At 60.6% G+C, this 15,947-nt stretch carries 21 protein-coding genes; 12 read left to right on the top strand and 9 right to left on the bottom strand.

What is annotated here, in order from left to right:
• Positions 1-85: 85 nt before the first annotated feature.
• The 4 genes from AC3B5Q_RS20065 (at position 86) to recX (ending at position 3,166) form a co-directional block, all read left to right on the top strand.
• Entirely contained in the window at positions 86-739 is a 654-nt protein-coding gene (locus tag AC3B5Q_RS20065) for a glycosyltransferase family protein (protein WP_021785874.1), read from the top strand.
• Positions 740-1,023: 284 nt separating this feature from the next.
• Positions 1,024-1,506, top strand: coding sequence for a CinA family protein (locus AC3B5Q_RS20060; protein WP_103469356.1), 483 nt, complete (start codon positions 1,024-1,026; stop codon positions 1,504-1,506).
• Between the two features lie 103 nt (positions 1,507-1,609).
• Positions 1,610-2,674, top strand: coding sequence for a recombinase RecA (gene recA, locus AC3B5Q_RS20055; RefSeq protein WP_021785873.1), 1,065 nt, complete (start codon positions 1,610-1,612; stop codon positions 2,672-2,674).
• A 21-nt stretch (positions 2,675-2,695) separates the two neighbouring features.
• Entirely contained in the window at positions 2,696-3,166 is a 471-nt protein-coding gene (gene recX / locus AC3B5Q_RS20050; protein WP_021785872.1) for a recombination regulator RecX, read from the top strand.
• Between the two features lie 132 nt (positions 3,167-3,298).
• On the opposite strand, the gene AC3B5Q_RS20045 is transcribed toward recX, so the two are convergent.
• Positions 3,299-4,417 (bottom strand): LOG family protein, encoded by a 1,119-nt coding sequence (locus AC3B5Q_RS20045; protein ID WP_021785871.1) that lies wholly within the window; start codon positions 4,415-4,417, stop codon positions 3,299-3,301.
• Positions 4,418-4,577: 160 nt separating this feature from the next.
• Here AC3B5Q_RS20045 and AC3B5Q_RS20040 point away from each other — a divergent pair, with 160 nt between their 5' ends.
• Positions 4,578-4,787 (top strand): hypothetical protein, encoded by a 210-nt coding sequence (locus AC3B5Q_RS20040; RefSeq protein ID WP_021785870.1) that lies wholly within the window; start codon positions 4,578-4,580, stop codon positions 4,785-4,787.
• A 14-nt stretch (positions 4,788-4,801) separates the two neighbouring features.
• On the opposite strand, the gene AC3B5Q_RS20035 is transcribed toward AC3B5Q_RS20040, so the two are convergent.
• The gene (locus tag AC3B5Q_RS20035; protein WP_021785869.1) at positions 4,802-5,221 is read right to left on the bottom strand and encodes a quorum-sensing-regulated virulence factor family protein; all 420 of its coding nucleotides are present in this window, start codon (positions 5,219-5,221) and stop codon (positions 4,802-4,804) included.
• Positions 5,222-5,437: 216 nt separating this feature from the next.
• Between AC3B5Q_RS20035 and AC3B5Q_RS20030 the strand changes: the two genes are divergently transcribed.
• The 3 genes from AC3B5Q_RS20030 to AC3B5Q_RS20020 all read left to right on the top strand — a co-directional run bounded on the left by AC3B5Q_RS20030 (position 5,438) and on the right by AC3B5Q_RS20020 (position 7,416).
• Positions 5,438-6,148, top strand: coding sequence for a tRNA-uridine aminocarboxypropyltransferase (locus tag AC3B5Q_RS20030; protein ID WP_021785868.1), 711 nt, complete (start codon positions 5,438-5,440; stop codon positions 6,146-6,148).
• A gap of 178 nt (positions 6,149-6,326) precedes the next feature.
• Positions 6,327-6,977 carry a response regulator transcription factor ErdR gene (gene erdR / locus AC3B5Q_RS20025; RefSeq protein WP_010952699.1) on the top strand — a complete coding sequence of 217 codons (651 nt, stop codon included), beginning with the start codon at positions 6,327-6,329 and terminating at the stop codon, positions 6,975-6,977.
• Positions 6,978-7,050: 73 nt separating this feature from the next.
• Positions 7,051-7,416 carry a diacylglycerol kinase gene (locus AC3B5Q_RS20020; protein ID WP_010952700.1) on the top strand — a complete coding sequence of 122 codons (366 nt, stop codon included), beginning with the start codon at positions 7,051-7,053 and terminating at the stop codon, positions 7,414-7,416.
• On the opposite strand, the gene finR is transcribed toward AC3B5Q_RS20020, so the two are convergent.
• Complete coding sequence (gene finR / locus AC3B5Q_RS20015) at positions 7,413-8,339, bottom strand: LysR family transcriptional regulator FinR (protein ID WP_003252379.1); 927 nt, start codon at positions 8,337-8,339, stop codon at positions 7,413-7,415. The two genes, AC3B5Q_RS20020 and finR, sit on opposite strands and share 4 nt — an antisense overlap.
• A 117-nt stretch (positions 8,340-8,456) precedes the next feature.
• Here finR and fpr point away from each other — a divergent pair, with 117 nt between their 5' ends.
• Positions 8,457-9,236, top strand: coding sequence for a ferredoxin-NADP reductase (fpr, locus tag AC3B5Q_RS20010; protein ID WP_003252381.1), 780 nt, complete (start codon positions 8,457-8,459; stop codon positions 9,234-9,236).
• Positions 9,237-9,589: 353 nt separating this feature from the next.
• On the opposite strand, the gene AC3B5Q_RS20005 is transcribed toward fpr, so the two are convergent.
• The 3 genes from AC3B5Q_RS20005 to AC3B5Q_RS19995 form a co-directional block, all read right to left on the bottom strand.
• Positions 9,590-10,648, bottom strand: a complete 1,059-nt coding sequence (locus AC3B5Q_RS20005; RefSeq protein ID WP_274119536.1) for an IS110-like element ISPpu11 family transposase — start codon at positions 10,646-10,648, stop codon at positions 9,590-9,592.
• Between the two features lie 210 nt (positions 10,649-10,858).
• A complete protein-coding gene (locus tag AC3B5Q_RS20000; RefSeq protein WP_021785867.1) occupies positions 10,859-11,353 on the bottom strand; it encodes a SprT family zinc-dependent metalloprotease in 495 nt (164 codons plus the stop codon).
• Between the two features lie 131 nt (positions 11,354-11,484).
• The gene (locus AC3B5Q_RS19995) at positions 11,485-12,084 is read right to left on the bottom strand and encodes a Yip1 family protein (protein WP_003252385.1); all 600 of its coding nucleotides are present in this window, start codon (positions 12,082-12,084) and stop codon (positions 11,485-11,487) included.
• Positions 12,085-12,346: 262 nt separating this feature from the next.
• Here AC3B5Q_RS19995 and ttcA point away from each other — a divergent pair, with 262 nt between their 5' ends.
• Together ttcA and AC3B5Q_RS19985 are read left to right on the top strand one after the other, a co-directional pair.
• The gene (ttcA, locus tag AC3B5Q_RS19990; RefSeq protein ID WP_014592121.1) at positions 12,347-13,171 is read left to right on the top strand and encodes a tRNA 2-thiocytidine(32) synthetase TtcA; all 825 of its coding nucleotides are present in this window, start codon (positions 12,347-12,349) and stop codon (positions 13,169-13,171) included.
• A gap of 4 nt (positions 13,172-13,175) precedes the next feature.
• Positions 13,176-13,847 carry a DNA-3-methyladenine glycosylase I gene (locus AC3B5Q_RS19985; protein ID WP_010952703.1) on the top strand — a complete coding sequence of 224 codons (672 nt, stop codon included), beginning with the start codon at positions 13,176-13,178 and terminating at the stop codon, positions 13,845-13,847.
• A 103-nt stretch (positions 13,848-13,950) separates the two neighbouring features.
• Here AC3B5Q_RS19985 and AC3B5Q_RS19980 read toward each other — a convergent pair whose 3' ends face one another.
• The 3 genes from AC3B5Q_RS19980 to arsC are packed head-to-tail and all read right to left on the bottom strand — an operon-like array spanning position 13,951 to position 15,312.
• Positions 13,951-14,364 (bottom strand): DUF2069 domain-containing protein, encoded by a 414-nt coding sequence (locus AC3B5Q_RS19980; protein ID WP_021785866.1) that lies wholly within the window; start codon positions 14,362-14,364, stop codon positions 13,951-13,953.
• Positions 14,357-14,962 carry an NAD(P)H:quinone oxidoreductase gene (gene wrbA, locus AC3B5Q_RS19975; protein ID WP_021785865.1) on the bottom strand — a complete coding sequence of 202 codons (606 nt, stop codon included), beginning with the start codon at positions 14,960-14,962 and terminating at the stop codon, positions 14,357-14,359. Before wrbA ends, AC3B5Q_RS19980 begins: the two co-directional genes overlap by 8 nt.
• Positions 14,959-15,312, bottom strand: a complete 354-nt coding sequence (gene arsC / locus AC3B5Q_RS19970) for an arsenate reductase (glutaredoxin) (RefSeq protein WP_021785864.1) — start codon at positions 15,310-15,312, stop codon at positions 14,959-14,961. Before arsC ends, wrbA begins: the two co-directional genes overlap by 4 nt.
• A gap of 85 nt (positions 15,313-15,397) precedes the next feature.
• Here arsC and AC3B5Q_RS19965 point away from each other — a divergent pair, with 85 nt between their 5' ends.
• Positions 15,398-15,862: a peroxiredoxin family protein gene (locus AC3B5Q_RS19965; protein WP_010952706.1), complete on the top strand. Its 465-nt coding sequence runs from the start codon at positions 15,398-15,400 to the stop codon at positions 15,860-15,862.
• The last annotated feature ends 85 nt before the right edge of the window (positions 15,863-15,947 follow it).

Here is a 15,947-nt window from a genome sequence, read left to right as displayed (position 1 = left end):
AACTTGATCATCAGGGGTGGCCTGCCTCATTCACCTGCGGTGGTACCTGGCCCGGTAAACATCTATTGCAAGGTTGATTAGAGCAGTGAGCGGAATTCGTTTTGACGTCGATGCGGTATTTTGTATTTCCCTCGAAACGCGGAGTGACCGGCGTGCCCTGTTCCGCGAAACCATCGGCCGGCAACTCGACAATCAAGTGGTCTTTCATGTCGTTGAAAAAAACAGCGACCCCAGGCGGGGGTGCTACGAGTCGCATCAACAACTGGCCCGCCATGCGCTCGACAATGGCCACGACAGGATTCTGATTTTTGAAGATGATGCCAAGGCCTATGAATTCAAGGCTTGGCAGGTGCGCTGGGTAAACCGGTTCATGCAGACCCGGCGATTCGAGGCCCTGCACCTGGGCTATTCGATGGGGCGAACCTGGCTGACTTGGTTCCCGTTCATCGCCAGGGGCCGGGTTGTTGCGCTGCACGCTTACGTGCTGTCCCGCGAGGGCTGCAGGATTCTGGCAGAGACGCCCTATGATGGCACGCCTGTGGATGTGTTGGTCAAACACAAGATCCGCCAGCATTGCGTGTTCCCCATGATGTTCCGCCAGCATGCTGCCGCCGTTGCAGGCAGTGACCTGGAGCAGGTAGTGCGCAATGAGGATGAATGGTGGGAACGTAACTGGGCGAAGCACCGCCGCTCACCTCTGAAAAACATCTGGCGCACCATGCTTCGGCTGAACTTCTGAGGTAGTCATTTTGTTCAGGCGTATCGTGTGTAGGCTGTTCCGGCACCGGTCCATAGAGGTCGAGCGCATTTTTGTCGGAGAAATCGTTATCTCACGTAGAGTCTGTGGGCGCTGTGGCCAGCCGCTGCGGGATTTGGCTGAATATCAGTGAGCGGCGGCGGGTACTTTAAAATTGCGCTGATGCTCTGATGCATGCCATGAGTGGTCTATCGTCAGTGAGATCGGGTGCCGTCCACCCTCCCCGGAATGATAGGGTAGAGGGCAGCCTACCAGGAGCACCCTACATGGACCCGATCACCACGCTCGCCACCCGCCTGGGTGAGCACCTGCGCCGTTTCAATGCACAGGTGACTACCGCCGAATCGTGCACCGGTGGTGGCATTGCCGAAGCCATCACCCGCATACCTGGCAGCTCGGCCTGGTTCGAGGCCGGTTACGTCACCTATTCCAATGCCCAGAAAACCCGCCAGCTGGGGGTGCCTGAAGCGTTGTTCGGGCAGGTGGGGGCAGTCAGCCAGGAAGTGGTCGAAGCCATGGTCCGTGGGGCTCAGGCCGCCAGTGGCGCACGCTTCGCCGTGGCGGTGAGTGGTGTGGCCGGGCCGGACGGCGGCTCGCCAGCCAAACCGGTGGGCACCGTGTGGCTGGCCTGGGGTGACGGCGGCCGGGTGTTCAGCGAACGCCGGCAGTTCGACGGTGACCGCGAGGCGGTGCGCCGACAGACGGTGATCGCCGCGTTAGACGGCTTGTTACAGCTTGGTGCCGAGTAAATCGACGACAGGGGTTTGCGCGGGCGTCTGCCTGTGGAATAATACTGGCTACTTATACAGGTATTCCGGCCGTCAGGGCCAAGTCGAACACGTGAGGATTTCAATGGACGACAACAAGAAGCGCGCCTTGGCTGCGGCCCTGGGTCAGATCGAACGCCAATTCGGTAAAGGCGCGGTCATGCGCATGGGTGACCATGAGCGTCAAGGCATTCCAGCCATCTCCACCGGCTCGCTGGGCCTGGACATCGCCCTCGGCATCGGTGGTCTGCCAAAAGGCCGTATCGTCGAGATCTACGGCCCGGAATCGTCGGGTAAGACTACGCTGACCCTGTCTGTCATCGCTGAAGCGCAGAAGAACGGTGCCACCTGCGCCTTCGTCGACGCCGAACATGCCCTTGACCCTGAGTACGCCGGCAAGCTGGGCGTCAACGTCGATGACCTGCTGGTTTCGCAACCGGACACCGGTGAGCAGGCCCTTGAAATCACCGACATGCTGGTGCGCTCCAATGCGGTCGACGTGATCATTGTCGACTCCGTGGCCGCACTGGTGCCGAAGGCCGAAATCGAAGGCGAGATGGGTGACATGCATGTGGGCCTGCAGGCCCGCCTGATGTCCCAGGCGCTGCGCAAGATTACCGGTAACATCAAGAACGCCAACTGCCTGGTCATCTTCATCAACCAGATCCGTATGAAGATCGGTGTGATGTTCGGCAGCCCGGAAACCACTACCGGTGGTAATGCCCTGAAGTTCTACGCTTCGGTCCGTCTGGACATCCGCCGTACCGGCGCGGTCAAGGAAGGCGACGAGGTGGTCGGCAGCGAAACCCGCGTCAAGATCGTCAAGAACAAGGTCTCGCCTCCGTTCCGTCAGGCTGAGTTCCAGATTCTTTACGGGAAAGGTATCTACCGTAACGGCGAGATCATTGATCTGGGGGTATCTCAGGGCTTGGTCGAGAAGTCTGGTGCCTGGTATGCCTACCAGGGCAACAAGATCGGCCAAGGCAAAGCCAACGCAGCCAAGTACCTGGCTGAGAACCCGGCTATTGGTGCCGAGATCGAGAAGCAAATTCGTGAGAAGTTGCTGAAAGCGGGTGCTGCTGCTGAAGCCGGCAAAGCTGCTGCCGAAGCTGATGCCGATGACATGGCCGACGCTGACGCCGGTTATTGATTGCGCAGTAGATAGCCGAATATGTCTGCCGTACTCGACACCCCCGTCGCCATCCGGCGGACAGCCATGGACCTGCTCGCACGACGTGAGCACGGTCGAGTCGAACTGACGCGCAAGCTGCGTCAGCGCGGCGCTTCGGACGAGTTGATCGAGCCTGAACTCGATCGGCTCGCCGAAGAAGGGCTGCTTAGTGAAGCCCGCTACCTTGAGAGTTTCATCCGTTATCGTTCCGGTTCTGGCTATGGCCCTGCGCGTATTCGCGAAGAGCTATGCCAGCGTGGTTTGGCGCGTGCAGACATCGACCAGGCCCTGCGTGAAAGTGAGGTGAATTGGATCGAGCGTATGCGAGACGTGTGGCAGCGCAAGTTTGCTGGGCAGCGCCCGCAAGATCCGCGCAGCCGTGCCCAGCAGACCCGGTTCCTGGCTTACCGTGGGTTCTCCATGGACATGATCGGCCGTCTGCTCAGCGGGCGTGATCTCGACGATTATTGACGCTTGAAACTACAGTGAGACGTGCACGTCGCGAATAATCGGTTTGGGCGGTCTGCGCCCGGCCACCGATCAGGTGTAGGCGCAGCACAAGGTTGCCCCAGCAGGTAACACGCGAACTGTTACAAAAAAGCATCAACTCACTTTCAGCGCCTGCCTGGCCCTCTGCGTGGTATGCATGGGCTCTGGCTTTGCCCAGTTCTCCGGCAGATTGATGAAATCCACCAGCTCACGCAAGCGCCCCTGGTCCCGGCCAGTGAAGGCGAATGACAGGCGTGTCAGGTGGCTGTAATCGCCTACTTCGTGTTCGGCGCTGCTATCCGCTTGCTGGTGATATTTGCCACTCAGGCGCAAGTCGGCAAAACCTTCCTGAATGTCATACAGCGCCGCTTCGCTGAGCGGGTGATGCATGCGGATCACGAACTGGCTCTTCAACCAGCGGCTGGAGTGGTAGTTGCTGTAGAACTGGTTGATTTCCTCCACGGCCTCGTCGGCACTGTGTACCAGCCGCACCAGCTTCAGGTCGCTGGGCAGGATGTAGCGGTTCTCTTCGAGTTGGCGGCTGATGAAGTCCAGGCAGTCGTGCCAGAAGCTGTCGCCCGGCGAATCCAGTAGCACCACTGGCACAAGTGGGCTTTTGCCGGTCTGTATCAGGGTCAGTACCTCCAGCGCTTCATCCAGCGTGCCAAAGCCGCCAGGGCACAACACCAGGCCATCGGCCTCCTTGACGAAGAACAGCTTGCGGATGAAGAAAAAGTGGAACGGCAGAAGTTTGTCGGTCCCGTTCACCGTCTGGTTGGCATGTTGCTCGAAGGGTAAAGTGATGTTGAAGCCCAGGCTGTGCTCGCTGCCGGCCCCTTCGTGGGCGGCAGCCATGATGCCGCCGCCGGCGCCGGTGATGACCATCAGGTCGGAGCGCGCCAGAGTGGCGCCCAGTTCGCGGGCCAGGGCGTACATCGGATGCTCCGGTGGGGTGCGTGCCGAGCCGAACACGGTCACCTTGCGTCGGCCTTTGTAGCGCTGCAGGGTGCGAAACGACTGGTCCAGTTCGCGCAAGGCCTGCAGGGTGATCTTGGCGCTCCAGCGGTCGCTGTCGTCATGGGCCATGCGCAGGATGGTCAGCATCATGTCGCGGTAGAGCGGCAGGTTAGGGCTGTTGGGGGCAACCAGTTGCAGTTGTGCTTCGATATTGCTCAGGTCGATATTGTTGTCGCGGAAGTGGCTGAACAGCAGTTCATTCGAATGGTAAGGCATGCGACGTCTCCTTCTGCACCAATACCTCTGACCTCAATCTAGACCCTTGCGCCCGATCGTGCCGACGTGATCGGCGCAGCCGCCTGTCGGCCTGCGGCCATCGGCAGCACGGGTTTGGTTAACTGGTAGAGCGAAATGTGTCGATGCAGGAGGTGGCGGTATGCATCGCTTGGTCATCGAAGTGGACCGGCAGCTCTACCAGCAGCTGGAGAACGCCGCCCAGGTGCATCACCTGAGCCTTGAGGCCGAGTGCCGTCGCAGGCTGTCGGGGCTGGAGTGCCGGTCGCGATACTTGCAGGCGCTGTTGGCGGAGATGCGCGCCGATGCCGCTGAAGGTGGCTGGCGCGCTCATGAGGACGAGAAGGTGTAGCGTTAACGCTGTGCTTACTTCTTCTTGTTGCCGGCCAGGCAGCTGGCGTTGTCGAAGGCTTGGTCCATGACTGGCTGGTTGGTTTTGTAGACTGTGAAGCGGTAGACCATGACCGCGCCCTTGGACATCAGGTTGCGGAAGCCGTTGTTGCGGCACACGCTGTCGCCGAGCTGGCTACGCACCTGCTCAGGGTTGGCCTGCATGCGCTCTGCGTGGCTCTGGCGTACGCTCAGATGGTTGACCAGCGCCTTGCCTTCAACGGTGTAACCCTGATCGAGGATGTCCTCGTTGATCGCACGCGGGGTGCCGACGCTGCTCTCTTTGGCGACCTTTTGCAGCAGGGTGTTCAGGTCGTAATCCTGCTTGGATGCCGCCTGAGCTGCCAGAGGTAGGGCAAGCAGCAGGCTCAGGGCGGGGGCGATAAGGCGCAGCATGAGTCTCTCCTGGTTCGATGACTGGCGCTTTGACATGCGCGGGTCAACGGCGTTCCGTGGAATTGCGTGCGGCGAGGTCCGGCACGGCAAAAAACCGATTATAAGGAGCGCTGTGCCGGCTGCACAGCAATTGCCACCCGTTCTGGTAAACTGGCTGCCTTGTTTTCTCCGAGTCATCCTTGTGCCCATTTCCAATCTGTCCAGAGGCCTGCCGGCATGAGCCATGCGGTAGCGCGTCTGCGTGCCGAACGCCTGGCCCGCAGCAACAAGCCTTTCATCGCCCGTGGCTCGCGTGCCGAGCGTTGCCCGGAGTGCCGGGTCATCGCTACCCATTGCCTGTGTGCCTGGAAGCCTCGGGTGCAGGCTGACGCAGGTGTGTGCCTGCTGATGCACGACACCGAGCCGCTGAAACCCACCAACACTGGCTGGTTGATTGCCGACCTGATCGAAGACACCTGGGCCTTCGGCTGGTTGCGCACTGCGGTTGACGAGCGTCTGCTGGCCTTGCTCGATGACCCGCGCTGGCAGCCCTATATCGTATTTCCGGGCGAGTTCGTTGCCCAGGAACGGGTGGTCAGCGAGGTGGTGCGCGAGCCGGGCAAGCGTCCACTGTTCATCCTGCTGGATGCCACATGGACCGAAGCGCGCAAGATGTTCCGCAAAAGCCCGTACCTGGACCGCTTCCCGGTGTTGAGCCTGCAAGCCGAGCAGATGTCGCGCTACCGCCTGCGGCGCTCCAAGCGCGATGATCATTTCTGCACGGCGGAAGTTGCGGCCATGTGCCTGGACCTTGCTGGCGACAGCCAGGCTTCGCAGGCGCTGGATGCCTACCTGGATGTGTTCAGCCTGCATTACCTGAGCGGCAAGCGGCGGTTGCCGCTTGACGAGCAGGACGACATCCACCAGCGTTTGCATACCTTCCTATAGTCCAAGGGGCATAACCCCTGCTTTGGTTCATAATGACGGAGCTGGCAGCCGGGGTGGGCGAGGCGGCAGGGCGATTGGCTTGATCACCCTGCACCGTGCTCGTCATCCTTGGTGCCGATTCCCGCCGGGCGCTTCCCTTCCTCTCGAGTGCCTGGCACAGAACAGGATCCTTAGATCGATGGCCACATACGAAATCCTGATTGCCGATGACCACCCACTGTTCCGTGGCGCCCTGCGCCAGGCCGTTACCCTCGGGCTTGGCTCCGATGTGCGTCTGGTCGAAGTCGCAAGCATTGCCGAACTGGAAACCCGCCTGAGCGAAAAAGCCGACTGGGACCTGGTGCTGCTGGACCTGAACATGCCGGGTGCCTACGGTTTTTCCGGTCTGGTACTGCTCCGCGGGCAGTACCCGCAGATCCCCGTGGTGATGGTTTCGGCACAGGAAGAGGCCGCCGTGGTGGTCAAGTCCCGCGAGTTCGGCGCCAGTGGTTTCATTCCCAAGTCCAGCACCCTGGAAGTGATCCAGGATGCGGTGCGCAAGGTGCTTGACGGCGAGGTCTGGTGGCCGCCGCAGGCGTTCGAAAAGGTAGATGTTTCGGCCGAGGCAAAGGCCGCCAGCGAAGGCTTGGCCAGCCTCACGCCCCAGCAGTTCCGCGTACTGACCATGGTCTGCGAAGGCTTGTTGAACAAGCAGATCGCCTATGAGCTGAGCGTATCGGAAGCGACTATCAAGGCTCACGTTACCGCGATCTTCCGCAAACTGGGCGTGCGCACCCGGACCCAGGCTGCGTTGCTGCTGCAACAACTTGAATCGGTTGCCAGCAACTGACTGCGCGTGGCTTCACGCTTTTTTGACCCGAGCCGGTCTAGTCTGCTGGCCTTTCTGCTGTGAAGTGACTCACATGACATCGCCATTCAAGGGCCAGACCGGCCTCAAACGCATCTTCAACGCCGCTGGCTACTCGCTGGACGGCCTGCGTGCAGCCTTCAAGGGCGAGGCCGCATTCCGCCAGCTGGTGCTGCTCAACGTGCTGCTGATCCCGATCGCCTTCTGGCTGCCGGTCAGCCGCGCCGAGCGGGCAATCATGATCGCCGTTTGCCTGCTGGGGCTGATCGTCGAGCTGTTCAACTCGGCGGTGGAGGCGGCCATCGATCGCATTTCGCTGGAGCGCCACCCCCTGTCGAAAAATGCCAAGGACATGGGCAGCGCCGCACAGCTGGTGGCCCTGACCATGGTGGCGCTGGTGTGGGGTGTGATCCTGCTTTAAGCGATCGGTGGCAGCACGATTTCGTCGCTGCGGGTAAAGCCCGCAGTGAAGTTGCGGCATAGCTCGAGAAACTCACGCATGGCCGAGGTCTGGTACTTCTGTTTGTGCCAGATGAAGTAGAACTGGCGCAGCAGGTCCAGTTCCGGGGTTTCCACAGGAACCAGACTGCCACGGCGGAAGGCGTCACGCAGGGCCAGGCGTGAAATGCAACCGATGCCCAGGCCCGACTCCACCGCGCGCTTGATCGCTTCGGTGTGTTCCAGCTCCAGGCGAATATTAAGGTTGGCGCGGTGATGGCGCATGGCCTGGTCGAAGGTCAGGCGCGTGCCTGAGCCTTGTTCGCGCAGGATCCACGCCTCTTGCGAAAGGCTTTCGATATCGGCGCGGCCCAGTTTCGCCAGTGGGTGCTGTGGCGCACAGAACACCACCAGTTCGTCCTCGACCCACGGCTGAACCTCCAGGTCGGGGTGATTGCAGTCGCCTTCGATTAGACCCAGATCAATTTCGTAGTGCGCGACCTGTTGCACGATATGCGCAGTATTTTGAACATGCAGTTTTACCTGGCTTTCCGGGTGAGTCTGCATGTAGTTGCCGATCAGCAGGGTGGCCAGGTAGTTGCCGATGGTCAGCGTGGCGCCGACCGCCAGCGAGCCGAAACCGGATTTGCCGTTGAGCAAGTCTTCGATTTCCTTGGCCTGGTCAAGCAGGGCTACTGCTTGTGGCAGCAGCTGATGGCCAAGGGCATTGAGGGCCAGGCGTTTGCCGGCACGGTCGAACAGCTGGCAGCTCGATTGGCGCTCAAGTTCGGTGATAGAGGTGCTGGCAGCCGACTGCGACAGCGCCAGCAGGCTGGCGGCCCGAGAGACGCTTTGGTGCTGGGCGACGGCGACGAAGACTTGCATTTGACGGAGTGTGAATCGCATATCGATATAACCGATAACACATATCTTGATAATCCAGTTAACAGATATTGTCGCTGCCCCTAAACTATTGCGCAACTGTGCGCTTTGCGCGCGCGTTTTTCTTCAGGAGCCCCATCGATGAGCAACATGAACCACGAACGTGTCCTCAGTGTGCACCACTGGAACGACACCCTGTTCAGCTTCAAGTGCACCCGCGACCCGGGCCTGCGCTTCGAGAACGGTCAGTTCGTGATGATCGGCCTGCAGCAGGACAACGGCCGTCCGCTCATGCGTGCCTACTCCATCGCTTCGCCGAACTGGGAAGAGCACCTTGAATTCTTCAGCATCAAGGTGCCGGACGGCCCGCTGACCTCGCAGCTGCAACACCTGAAGGAAGGCGATGAGATCATCATCAGCAAGAAGCCTACCGGCACCCTGGTGCTCGACGACCTGAATCCTGGCAAGCACCTGTACCTGCTGAGCACCGGCACTGGCCTGGCGCCGTTCATGAGCGTCATCCAGGACCCGGAAACCTACGAGCGCTTTGAAAAAGTGATCCTGGTGCACGGCGTGCGCTACGTGAACGAAGTGGCCTACCGCGAGTTCATCACCGAGCACCTGCCGCAGAACGAGTTCTTCGGTGAGTCGGTTCGCGACAAGCTGATCTACTACCCGACCGTGACCCGCGAGCCGTTCGAAAACCAGGGCCGTCTGACCGACCTGATGCGCAGCGGCAAGCTGTTCAGCGACATCGGCCTGCCGCCGATCAACCCGCAAGACGACCGCGCGATGATCTGTGGCAGCCCGAGCATGCTCGACGAGACCAGCGAAGTGCTGGACAGCTTCGGCCTGAAGATCTCCCCGCGCATGCGCGAGCCGGGTGACTACCTGATCGAGCGTGCCTTCGTCGAGAAGTAAGGCGCAGATGGGTTCAGGAAGGCGACTCTCGGGTCGCCTTTCTTATGCCTGGGATTTGTGCATTGCCTGTTCCGGCCCTTTCGCGGGTAAACCCGCTCCTATGTATGGACTCGCCCACACTGTCTAGCTGCTTTTTGAACATAGGAACCCGGTTGCATCTATGCATCAGGCCTATTCGAGGAAGCTTTTTGCTTCTGACCAACATCGTGGTGAGCTCGCAGTGTGCCGTTTACATTGAGGCCACTATCAGGCCTGTAGGAGCGGAGGCATCGGTCTGCGACGGTCTTACCTAGGGTCAATGTTCACTAGCAGGGGTTGGAGCGCCTAGCGCCCCGGTGGCATTACCCGGTTGGTCAGAGGCTCATAGCCGCCTCCGGTTTTTCGTTCGGTTTGCGTTGGTAAACCTGATCGCTCTGTAACAGGGCCCAGATAATCCGCAGATTTCGATTAGCCAGCCTGATCGCCGCCTCCTTGCGCCCAAGGCGGGATAGCCAGCGCAAGAGGCGGCGATCATCTGGCTGATCGGAATCAGGCCTTAACTGACTCAAAACAGAATGGGCGCCCTGGATCAGCAGGCTGCGTATGTAGCCGTCACCGCGCTTGCTCATCTTGCCCAATCTGATTTTGTTTCCGCTGCTGTGCTGATCGGGCACGATACCGAAGAAGGCGGAATACATTCGGCCACTGGCGAAGCGGCTGGGGTCGGTCTGTTTCGCCACGATCGCCGTGGCAATGATAGGGCCGACGCCGCGAATGGTGATCAGTCGCTGAGCGACTTTATCCTCCTGGGCAGTCGCTTCGAGCCGGCGGCTCAGCATCGTTATGCGTTCACCTAGAGACAACCAGTCCATCAGCAACTCATCGAGCAACTCGCGCAACAAGTCGGGCAGAGGCAAGGAAGCATCCTCAAGCGCCTGAGGCACATGCTTATTGATCGCGGCATCACCCTGGGGCATGGATACGCCATGCTCAAGTAGCAAACCACGGATCTGATTACCCAGCGCGGTATGTCGCTTGATGTTACCGCGCCGGATACGGTGCAGCGCTTGAATAGCCAGTGCTGTGGTGCTCTTGATCGGTATCGAAGCGATGCTCGTATCGCGACCGGCACGCAAAATGGCATAGCAGTCGTTACGATCGTTCTTTGCACCGCTGCGATGTTCGGCGACACGTTGCGCCGGCAGGATGCGAACCGGATTACCTTTGGCCTGCAGCAGTCTGGCCCAAGCTTGTGCACCTGGACCGCATTCCATCAAGACGGCCACGGTCGTTGGCAGCTTGAGCAGGAAATCATGGAACGCTTGGCGGGATTTGATGCGATCTTCGTAGATCACCCGACCAGTAGCGTCCTCGCCTGCTAATTGGAAGACCTGTTTGGCCAGGTCTACGCAGATGGTTGTGCAAAGCTCCACATCAGTGGAAGACAGGGAATCGTGTTTCGAACTATGCTTTTTCATGGTCTCGCCCTCGCTGCCGTTGGCTTCTTCGAACGCCACCGTGGCACTGTGATGCCTCGGCGGGGGCGAGTCCATCGATTACAGGTGCAGCGCACGTCTCGGGAATTGTACGAACGCTGTAGGAGCGGGCTTGCCCGCGAAGGGGCCGGTGCTGGCAAGCCCGGTCTATTCGACCCGCGTCTCACCGCTGTACACCAGGATTTCCCGACACCGCTTGCACAGGTATCGTCGCCCCTGGCGCACCAGCCTGTGCCGCTGCGCGGTAAACGGGAAATCGCTTTTCGGGCATGGGCAGCGGTAGATATAGCGGGTCACTGCGCGCCGTTGCACGTCATAGTTGTGGCAACGATTGGGCGGCAGCTCATAAACCCCGCGCATGATCAATTGCCACTCTTCACCGTGGGCCTGGATGCGGTCGCCAAACAGTTGGTGGGCAACCAGGTGTGCCACTTCATGGGCCACGGTCTGGCGCAGGAAGTCTTCCTGGTTTTCGCGGTAGAGCTGCAGGTTGAAGCGCAGCAGATTCTCGTGCAGGTGGGCGACACCGGCTTTTTGCCCGCGCAGTTTGAAGCTGACTTCCGGGCGCGGGAAGCGGCGTTTGAAAAAGGCTTCGGCTTGCTGGTAGCAGGTTTCGACGCGTTGTTTGAGCTGCTCGGGCATGGCGGGGCGGTTCTCCTGGCCAGGCATTATGCCGCAAGCGCAGGTGGCTTGCCGAGTCACCGGTCAGCGCACAGCCAGAGGCCGCCTCGCGGCGGCCCCTGGTTGATGCCCCAGTGTTGTTTCAGTCTGTTTTAGTTGGTGTAGACGGGCCCCACGCCCAGTCCCCAGATAATGACGGTAGCGGCCATGATAGCCACCAGTACCACCAAGCCTACTGCCAGCACCGAGCTGGAGAACAGGAAGCCTTCATCTGACGGTATGTTCATGAACGTTGGCAAGCCGACATACAGCAGGTATACCGTGTAGCAGATAGCGGCAGTGCCGATCAGCATGCCCAGCCAGAGATGCGGGTAAAGCGCCGCCAGGCCGCCGATAAACAAGGGTGTGGCGGTGTAGGTGGCAAAGGCGATGCATTGCGCCATGGACGGGTTGGCATCGTAGGTTCGGGCCATCCAGTGGATGAACGCGCCCATTACTGCCACCCCGGCCAGCATGGCCAGGTATGACATGATGCTCATCCAGATAGCGCTTTCCATGGTCAGCATCACTGCTGGTCGGTCACCGATCACCCAGCCAACCTGGGTAGTGCCGATAAACGCCGAAACGGCAGGAATCGCCGCGAGGATCAGGGTGTGCGTAAGGTACATGTGGCTGATGGTTTCTTCTTCGCCACGAATCTCCCGCCATTCCTGATCGGGATGGGTAAACAGCCCCACAACGTGATGAATCATGCCGATCACTCCTCTCAATGTTGCCAAACGCCCCCCAGATGGAGCGCAAGCGGCCCGAGGCCCTGACACCGATGCAAGCGGTAATGTGGCCTTATGTGGCAGTATAGGAAGCCGTTCCCCGCATAAGCCGGGCTTTTTAGAGCAAATTGCGCTGTAAGCGGTGCTGTTGATTACATTGAAGTCTTTATCGGAATGCCTACAGTGATGCTGCGTTTGTGCGTAAAATAGCCGGCTTTTGTCACACCTCGCGGATTCAAGCGCTATGGGCACCCTCTCGGTCAACCAGAACAAACTGCAAAAACGCCTGCGTCGTCTCGCCGGCGAAGCCATCACCGACTACAACATGATCGAGGATGGCGACAAGGTCATGGTCTGCCTGTCCGGCGGCAAGGACAGCTACACCATGCTCGACGTTCTGTTGCACCTGCAGAAGGTGGCACCGATCACGTTCGAGATCGTGGCGGTGAACATGGACCAGAAACAGCCGGGCTTCCCTGAGCACGTATTGCCGGCGTACCTCAAGGAACTGGGGGTCGAATACCACATCGTCGAGAAGGATACCTACTCGGTGGTAAAGGAGCTGGTACCCGAAGGCAAGACCACTTGCTCGCTGTGTTCGCGCCTGCGCCGCGGTACCCTGTACACCTTTGCCGACGAAATTGGCGCTACCAAGATGGCGCTGGGGCATCACCGCGACGACATCGTCGAAACCTTCTTCCTCAACATGTTCTTCAACGGCGCGCTCAAGGGCATGCCGCCGAAGCTGCGCGCCGACGACGGCCGCAACGTGGTGATCCGCCCGCTGGCCTACTGCAGCGAGAAGGACATCCAGGCCTACTCGGACATGAAGGAATTCCCGATCATCCCGTGCAACCTGTGCGGCTCGCAGGAAAACCTGCAGCGCCAGGTGGTCAAGGACATGCTGGTGGAGTGGGAACGCAAGCACCCGGGCCGTACCGAGAGCATCTTCCGTGCCCTGCAGAACGTGGCACCGTCGCAGTTGGCCGACCGGAACCTGTTTGACTTCACCAGCCTGAAGATCGACGAAAACGCTACCCCGCGTTTCCTCGACGTGCTGAACATCTGAGCCCATGCGCGATTACCAGTGGTTGCATGAGTACTGCCTGAACCGTTTTGGTTCGGCCCAGGCGCTGGAGGCTTTCCTGCCGCAGCCGCGCACGCCGGCGCAACTGCGCGACATCAGTGACGACCGCTACCTGTCGACGCTGGCCCTGCGGGTGTTTCGCGCCGGGCTCAAGCACAGCCTGGTGGACGCCAAGTGGCCGGCGTTCGAGCAGGTGTTCTTCGGCTTCGATCCGGAGAAAGTGGTGTTGATGGGCGCCGAGCATCTGGAGCGGTTGATGCAGGATGAGCGCATTATCCGCCACCTGGGCAAGCTCAAGAGCGTGCCGCGCAATGCGCAGATGGTGCTGGATATCGCCAAGGCGCATGGCAGTTTTGGGGCATTCATCGCCGACTGGCCAGTGACCGACATTGTCGGCTTGTGGAAGTACCTGGCCAAGCACGGCAACCAGTTGGGTGGGTTGTCGGCGCCACGGTTTTTGCGCATGGTCGGCAAGGACACGTTCATCCCAACCGATGACATGGCGGCGGCGTTGATTGCGCAGAAGGTGATCGACAAGCAGCCGACCAGCCAGCGTGACCTGGCTTTGGTGCAGCAGGCGTTCAACCAGTGGCATGCAGAGAGCGGGCGGCCGCTGTGCCAGTTGTCAGTGATGCTGGCGCATACCGTCAACCATTGAGTCTTGTGTTGCTCCCATTCGCGGGCACGCCCGCTCCCACCGGTACTGCACAGGCCTTCAGCGCGGTGCGATTCCTGTGGCAGCGGGCACGCCTGCGAAAAATCTAACTGCCTTCGCCCGCCATGCGCCGCTCATGCTGGAACTTCCAGCGCACGTACAGCAACCCGGCAATGAACAGCCCCAGGCTCACCAGCACTTCAAGCCAGCCGAATACCGCCCGGGCCGGGTCGAACGCCGCCAGCACGCCCTTGATGAAATAGATGTTCACCACGAAGCAGGTCCAGGCATGCGCCCGGGCGCTGCCTTTCAGCATGCCTGGCAGCAGTAACAGCAACGGCACCAGTTCGATCGCCAGAATCACCTCGACCCGGGCCCCATGCAGGTTGGCGAACCACAGGTTGTTCACCACCAGCAGGGCGATCAGGCCGAAGAAGCATGCCAGGCTCAATGCCCGGGTCAGGCGCAGGCGTGGTACCAGCCATTGCAGCGGCGGCAATACCTTGGGCTTTCTAGCCACGCGTGGCCTCCAGGGCCTTGGCCGTGGCTGCCAGGCGTTGGCCCAGGGCGCGGCACAGGGCGATTTCGTGGGGGTCGAGTTCGCGTTTGCCATCGGCGCCTGCGTGGTGGCTGGCACCATAAGGCGTGCCCCCGCCACGGGTCTCGAGCAGTGCCGACTCGCTGTAGGGCAAGCCCATCACCAACATGCCGTGGTGCATCAGCGGCAGCATCATCGACAGCAAAGTCGTTTCCTGGCCGCCGTGCAGGCTGGCGGTGGAGGTGAACACGCCAGCCGGTTTGCCGACCAGCTCACCGCCTAGCCAAAGGCTGCTGGTGCCATCCAGGAAGTACTTGAGTGGCGCTGCCATGTTGCCGAACCTAGTCGGGCTGCCCAGTACCAGGCCTGCGCAGTGGCGCAGGTCATCAAGGCTGGCGTACAGCGCACCACTGGCCGGAATATCCGGGGCCACCGCTTCGCATTCGGTGGAAATAGCCGGCACCGTGCGCAGGCGTGCCTCCATGCCGGCCAGCTCGATACCGCGGGCGATGTGCCGGGCCATTTCGCTGGTCGCTCCATGGCGGCTGTAATACAGCACCAGGATGTAGGGCGCGCTCACGGCAGGATCTCCAGCACTTTTTCTGGCGGACGACCGACCACGGCCTTGTCACCGGAAACCAGGATCGGCCGCTCGATCAGCTTGGGGTGCTGGGCCATGGCCTCGATCAGTTGCGCGTCGGTCAGTGCCGGGTCGGCCAGGTTAAGCGTTTTATATTCGTCCTCGCCGCTGCGCAGCAATTGGCGCGGGGCGATGCTCAGCTTGCCGAGCAGGGCCTTGAGGGTGGCAGCGTCGGGCGGGGTTTCCAGGTAGCGCACGATGGTCGGGGCCAGGCCGCGGGCTTCGAGCAGTTCAAGGGCGCCGCGGGATTTTGAGCAGCGCGGGTTATGATAGAGCGTGAGGTCAGTCATGTCGGGTCGCATCCAGCTGGGTGTGGCGGCTATTCTAACCGCAGCGACTGACCAATTTGCTTTAAAACTCGAGAAGGATTGACCCATGGCAAGGCGTCTGGCAGCAGTACTGGCCATCACCGCGAGCCTGTTGCTCGGTGGTTGCGGTGCCGATTACGGCGTGGACCAACACGGTAATACGGTTAAGGCCGAACAGATCGAAGGGCACTGGCTGGTGCTCAACTACTGGGCTGAGTGGTGCGGGCCGTGCCGTACCGAAATCCCGGAACTGAACGCAGCGGCCAAGCAGTGGGCGGCTGATGGCGTCAAGGTGGTGGGGGTGAACTTCGATGGCCTGCAGGGGCAGGACCTGAAGCAGGCTGCCGAAACCCTGGGTATCGGTTTCACCGTGCTGGCCCAGGACCCGGCCGAGCGCTATGACCTGCCGCGCAGCGAGGCGTTGCCGGTGACCTACATCATTGACGACAAGGGCAAGGTGCGTGAGCAGTTGATGGGCGAGCAGACCCTGGAAGGGTTGCAGGCCAAGATCAAGGCCCTGAAAGGCGCCTGATGCCGGAGGGGCCGCTTTCGCGGCCCTTCGCGGGCATGCCCGCTCCCACAGGGGGACAGTCCAAACTGTGGGAGCGGGCGCGCCC

This window comes from Pseudomonas sp. D5(2026) (genome assembly GCF_057766845.1).
Note: the sequence above shows the minus strand (reverse complement) of the source record. Positions and strands in the feature narration are given on the sequence as shown.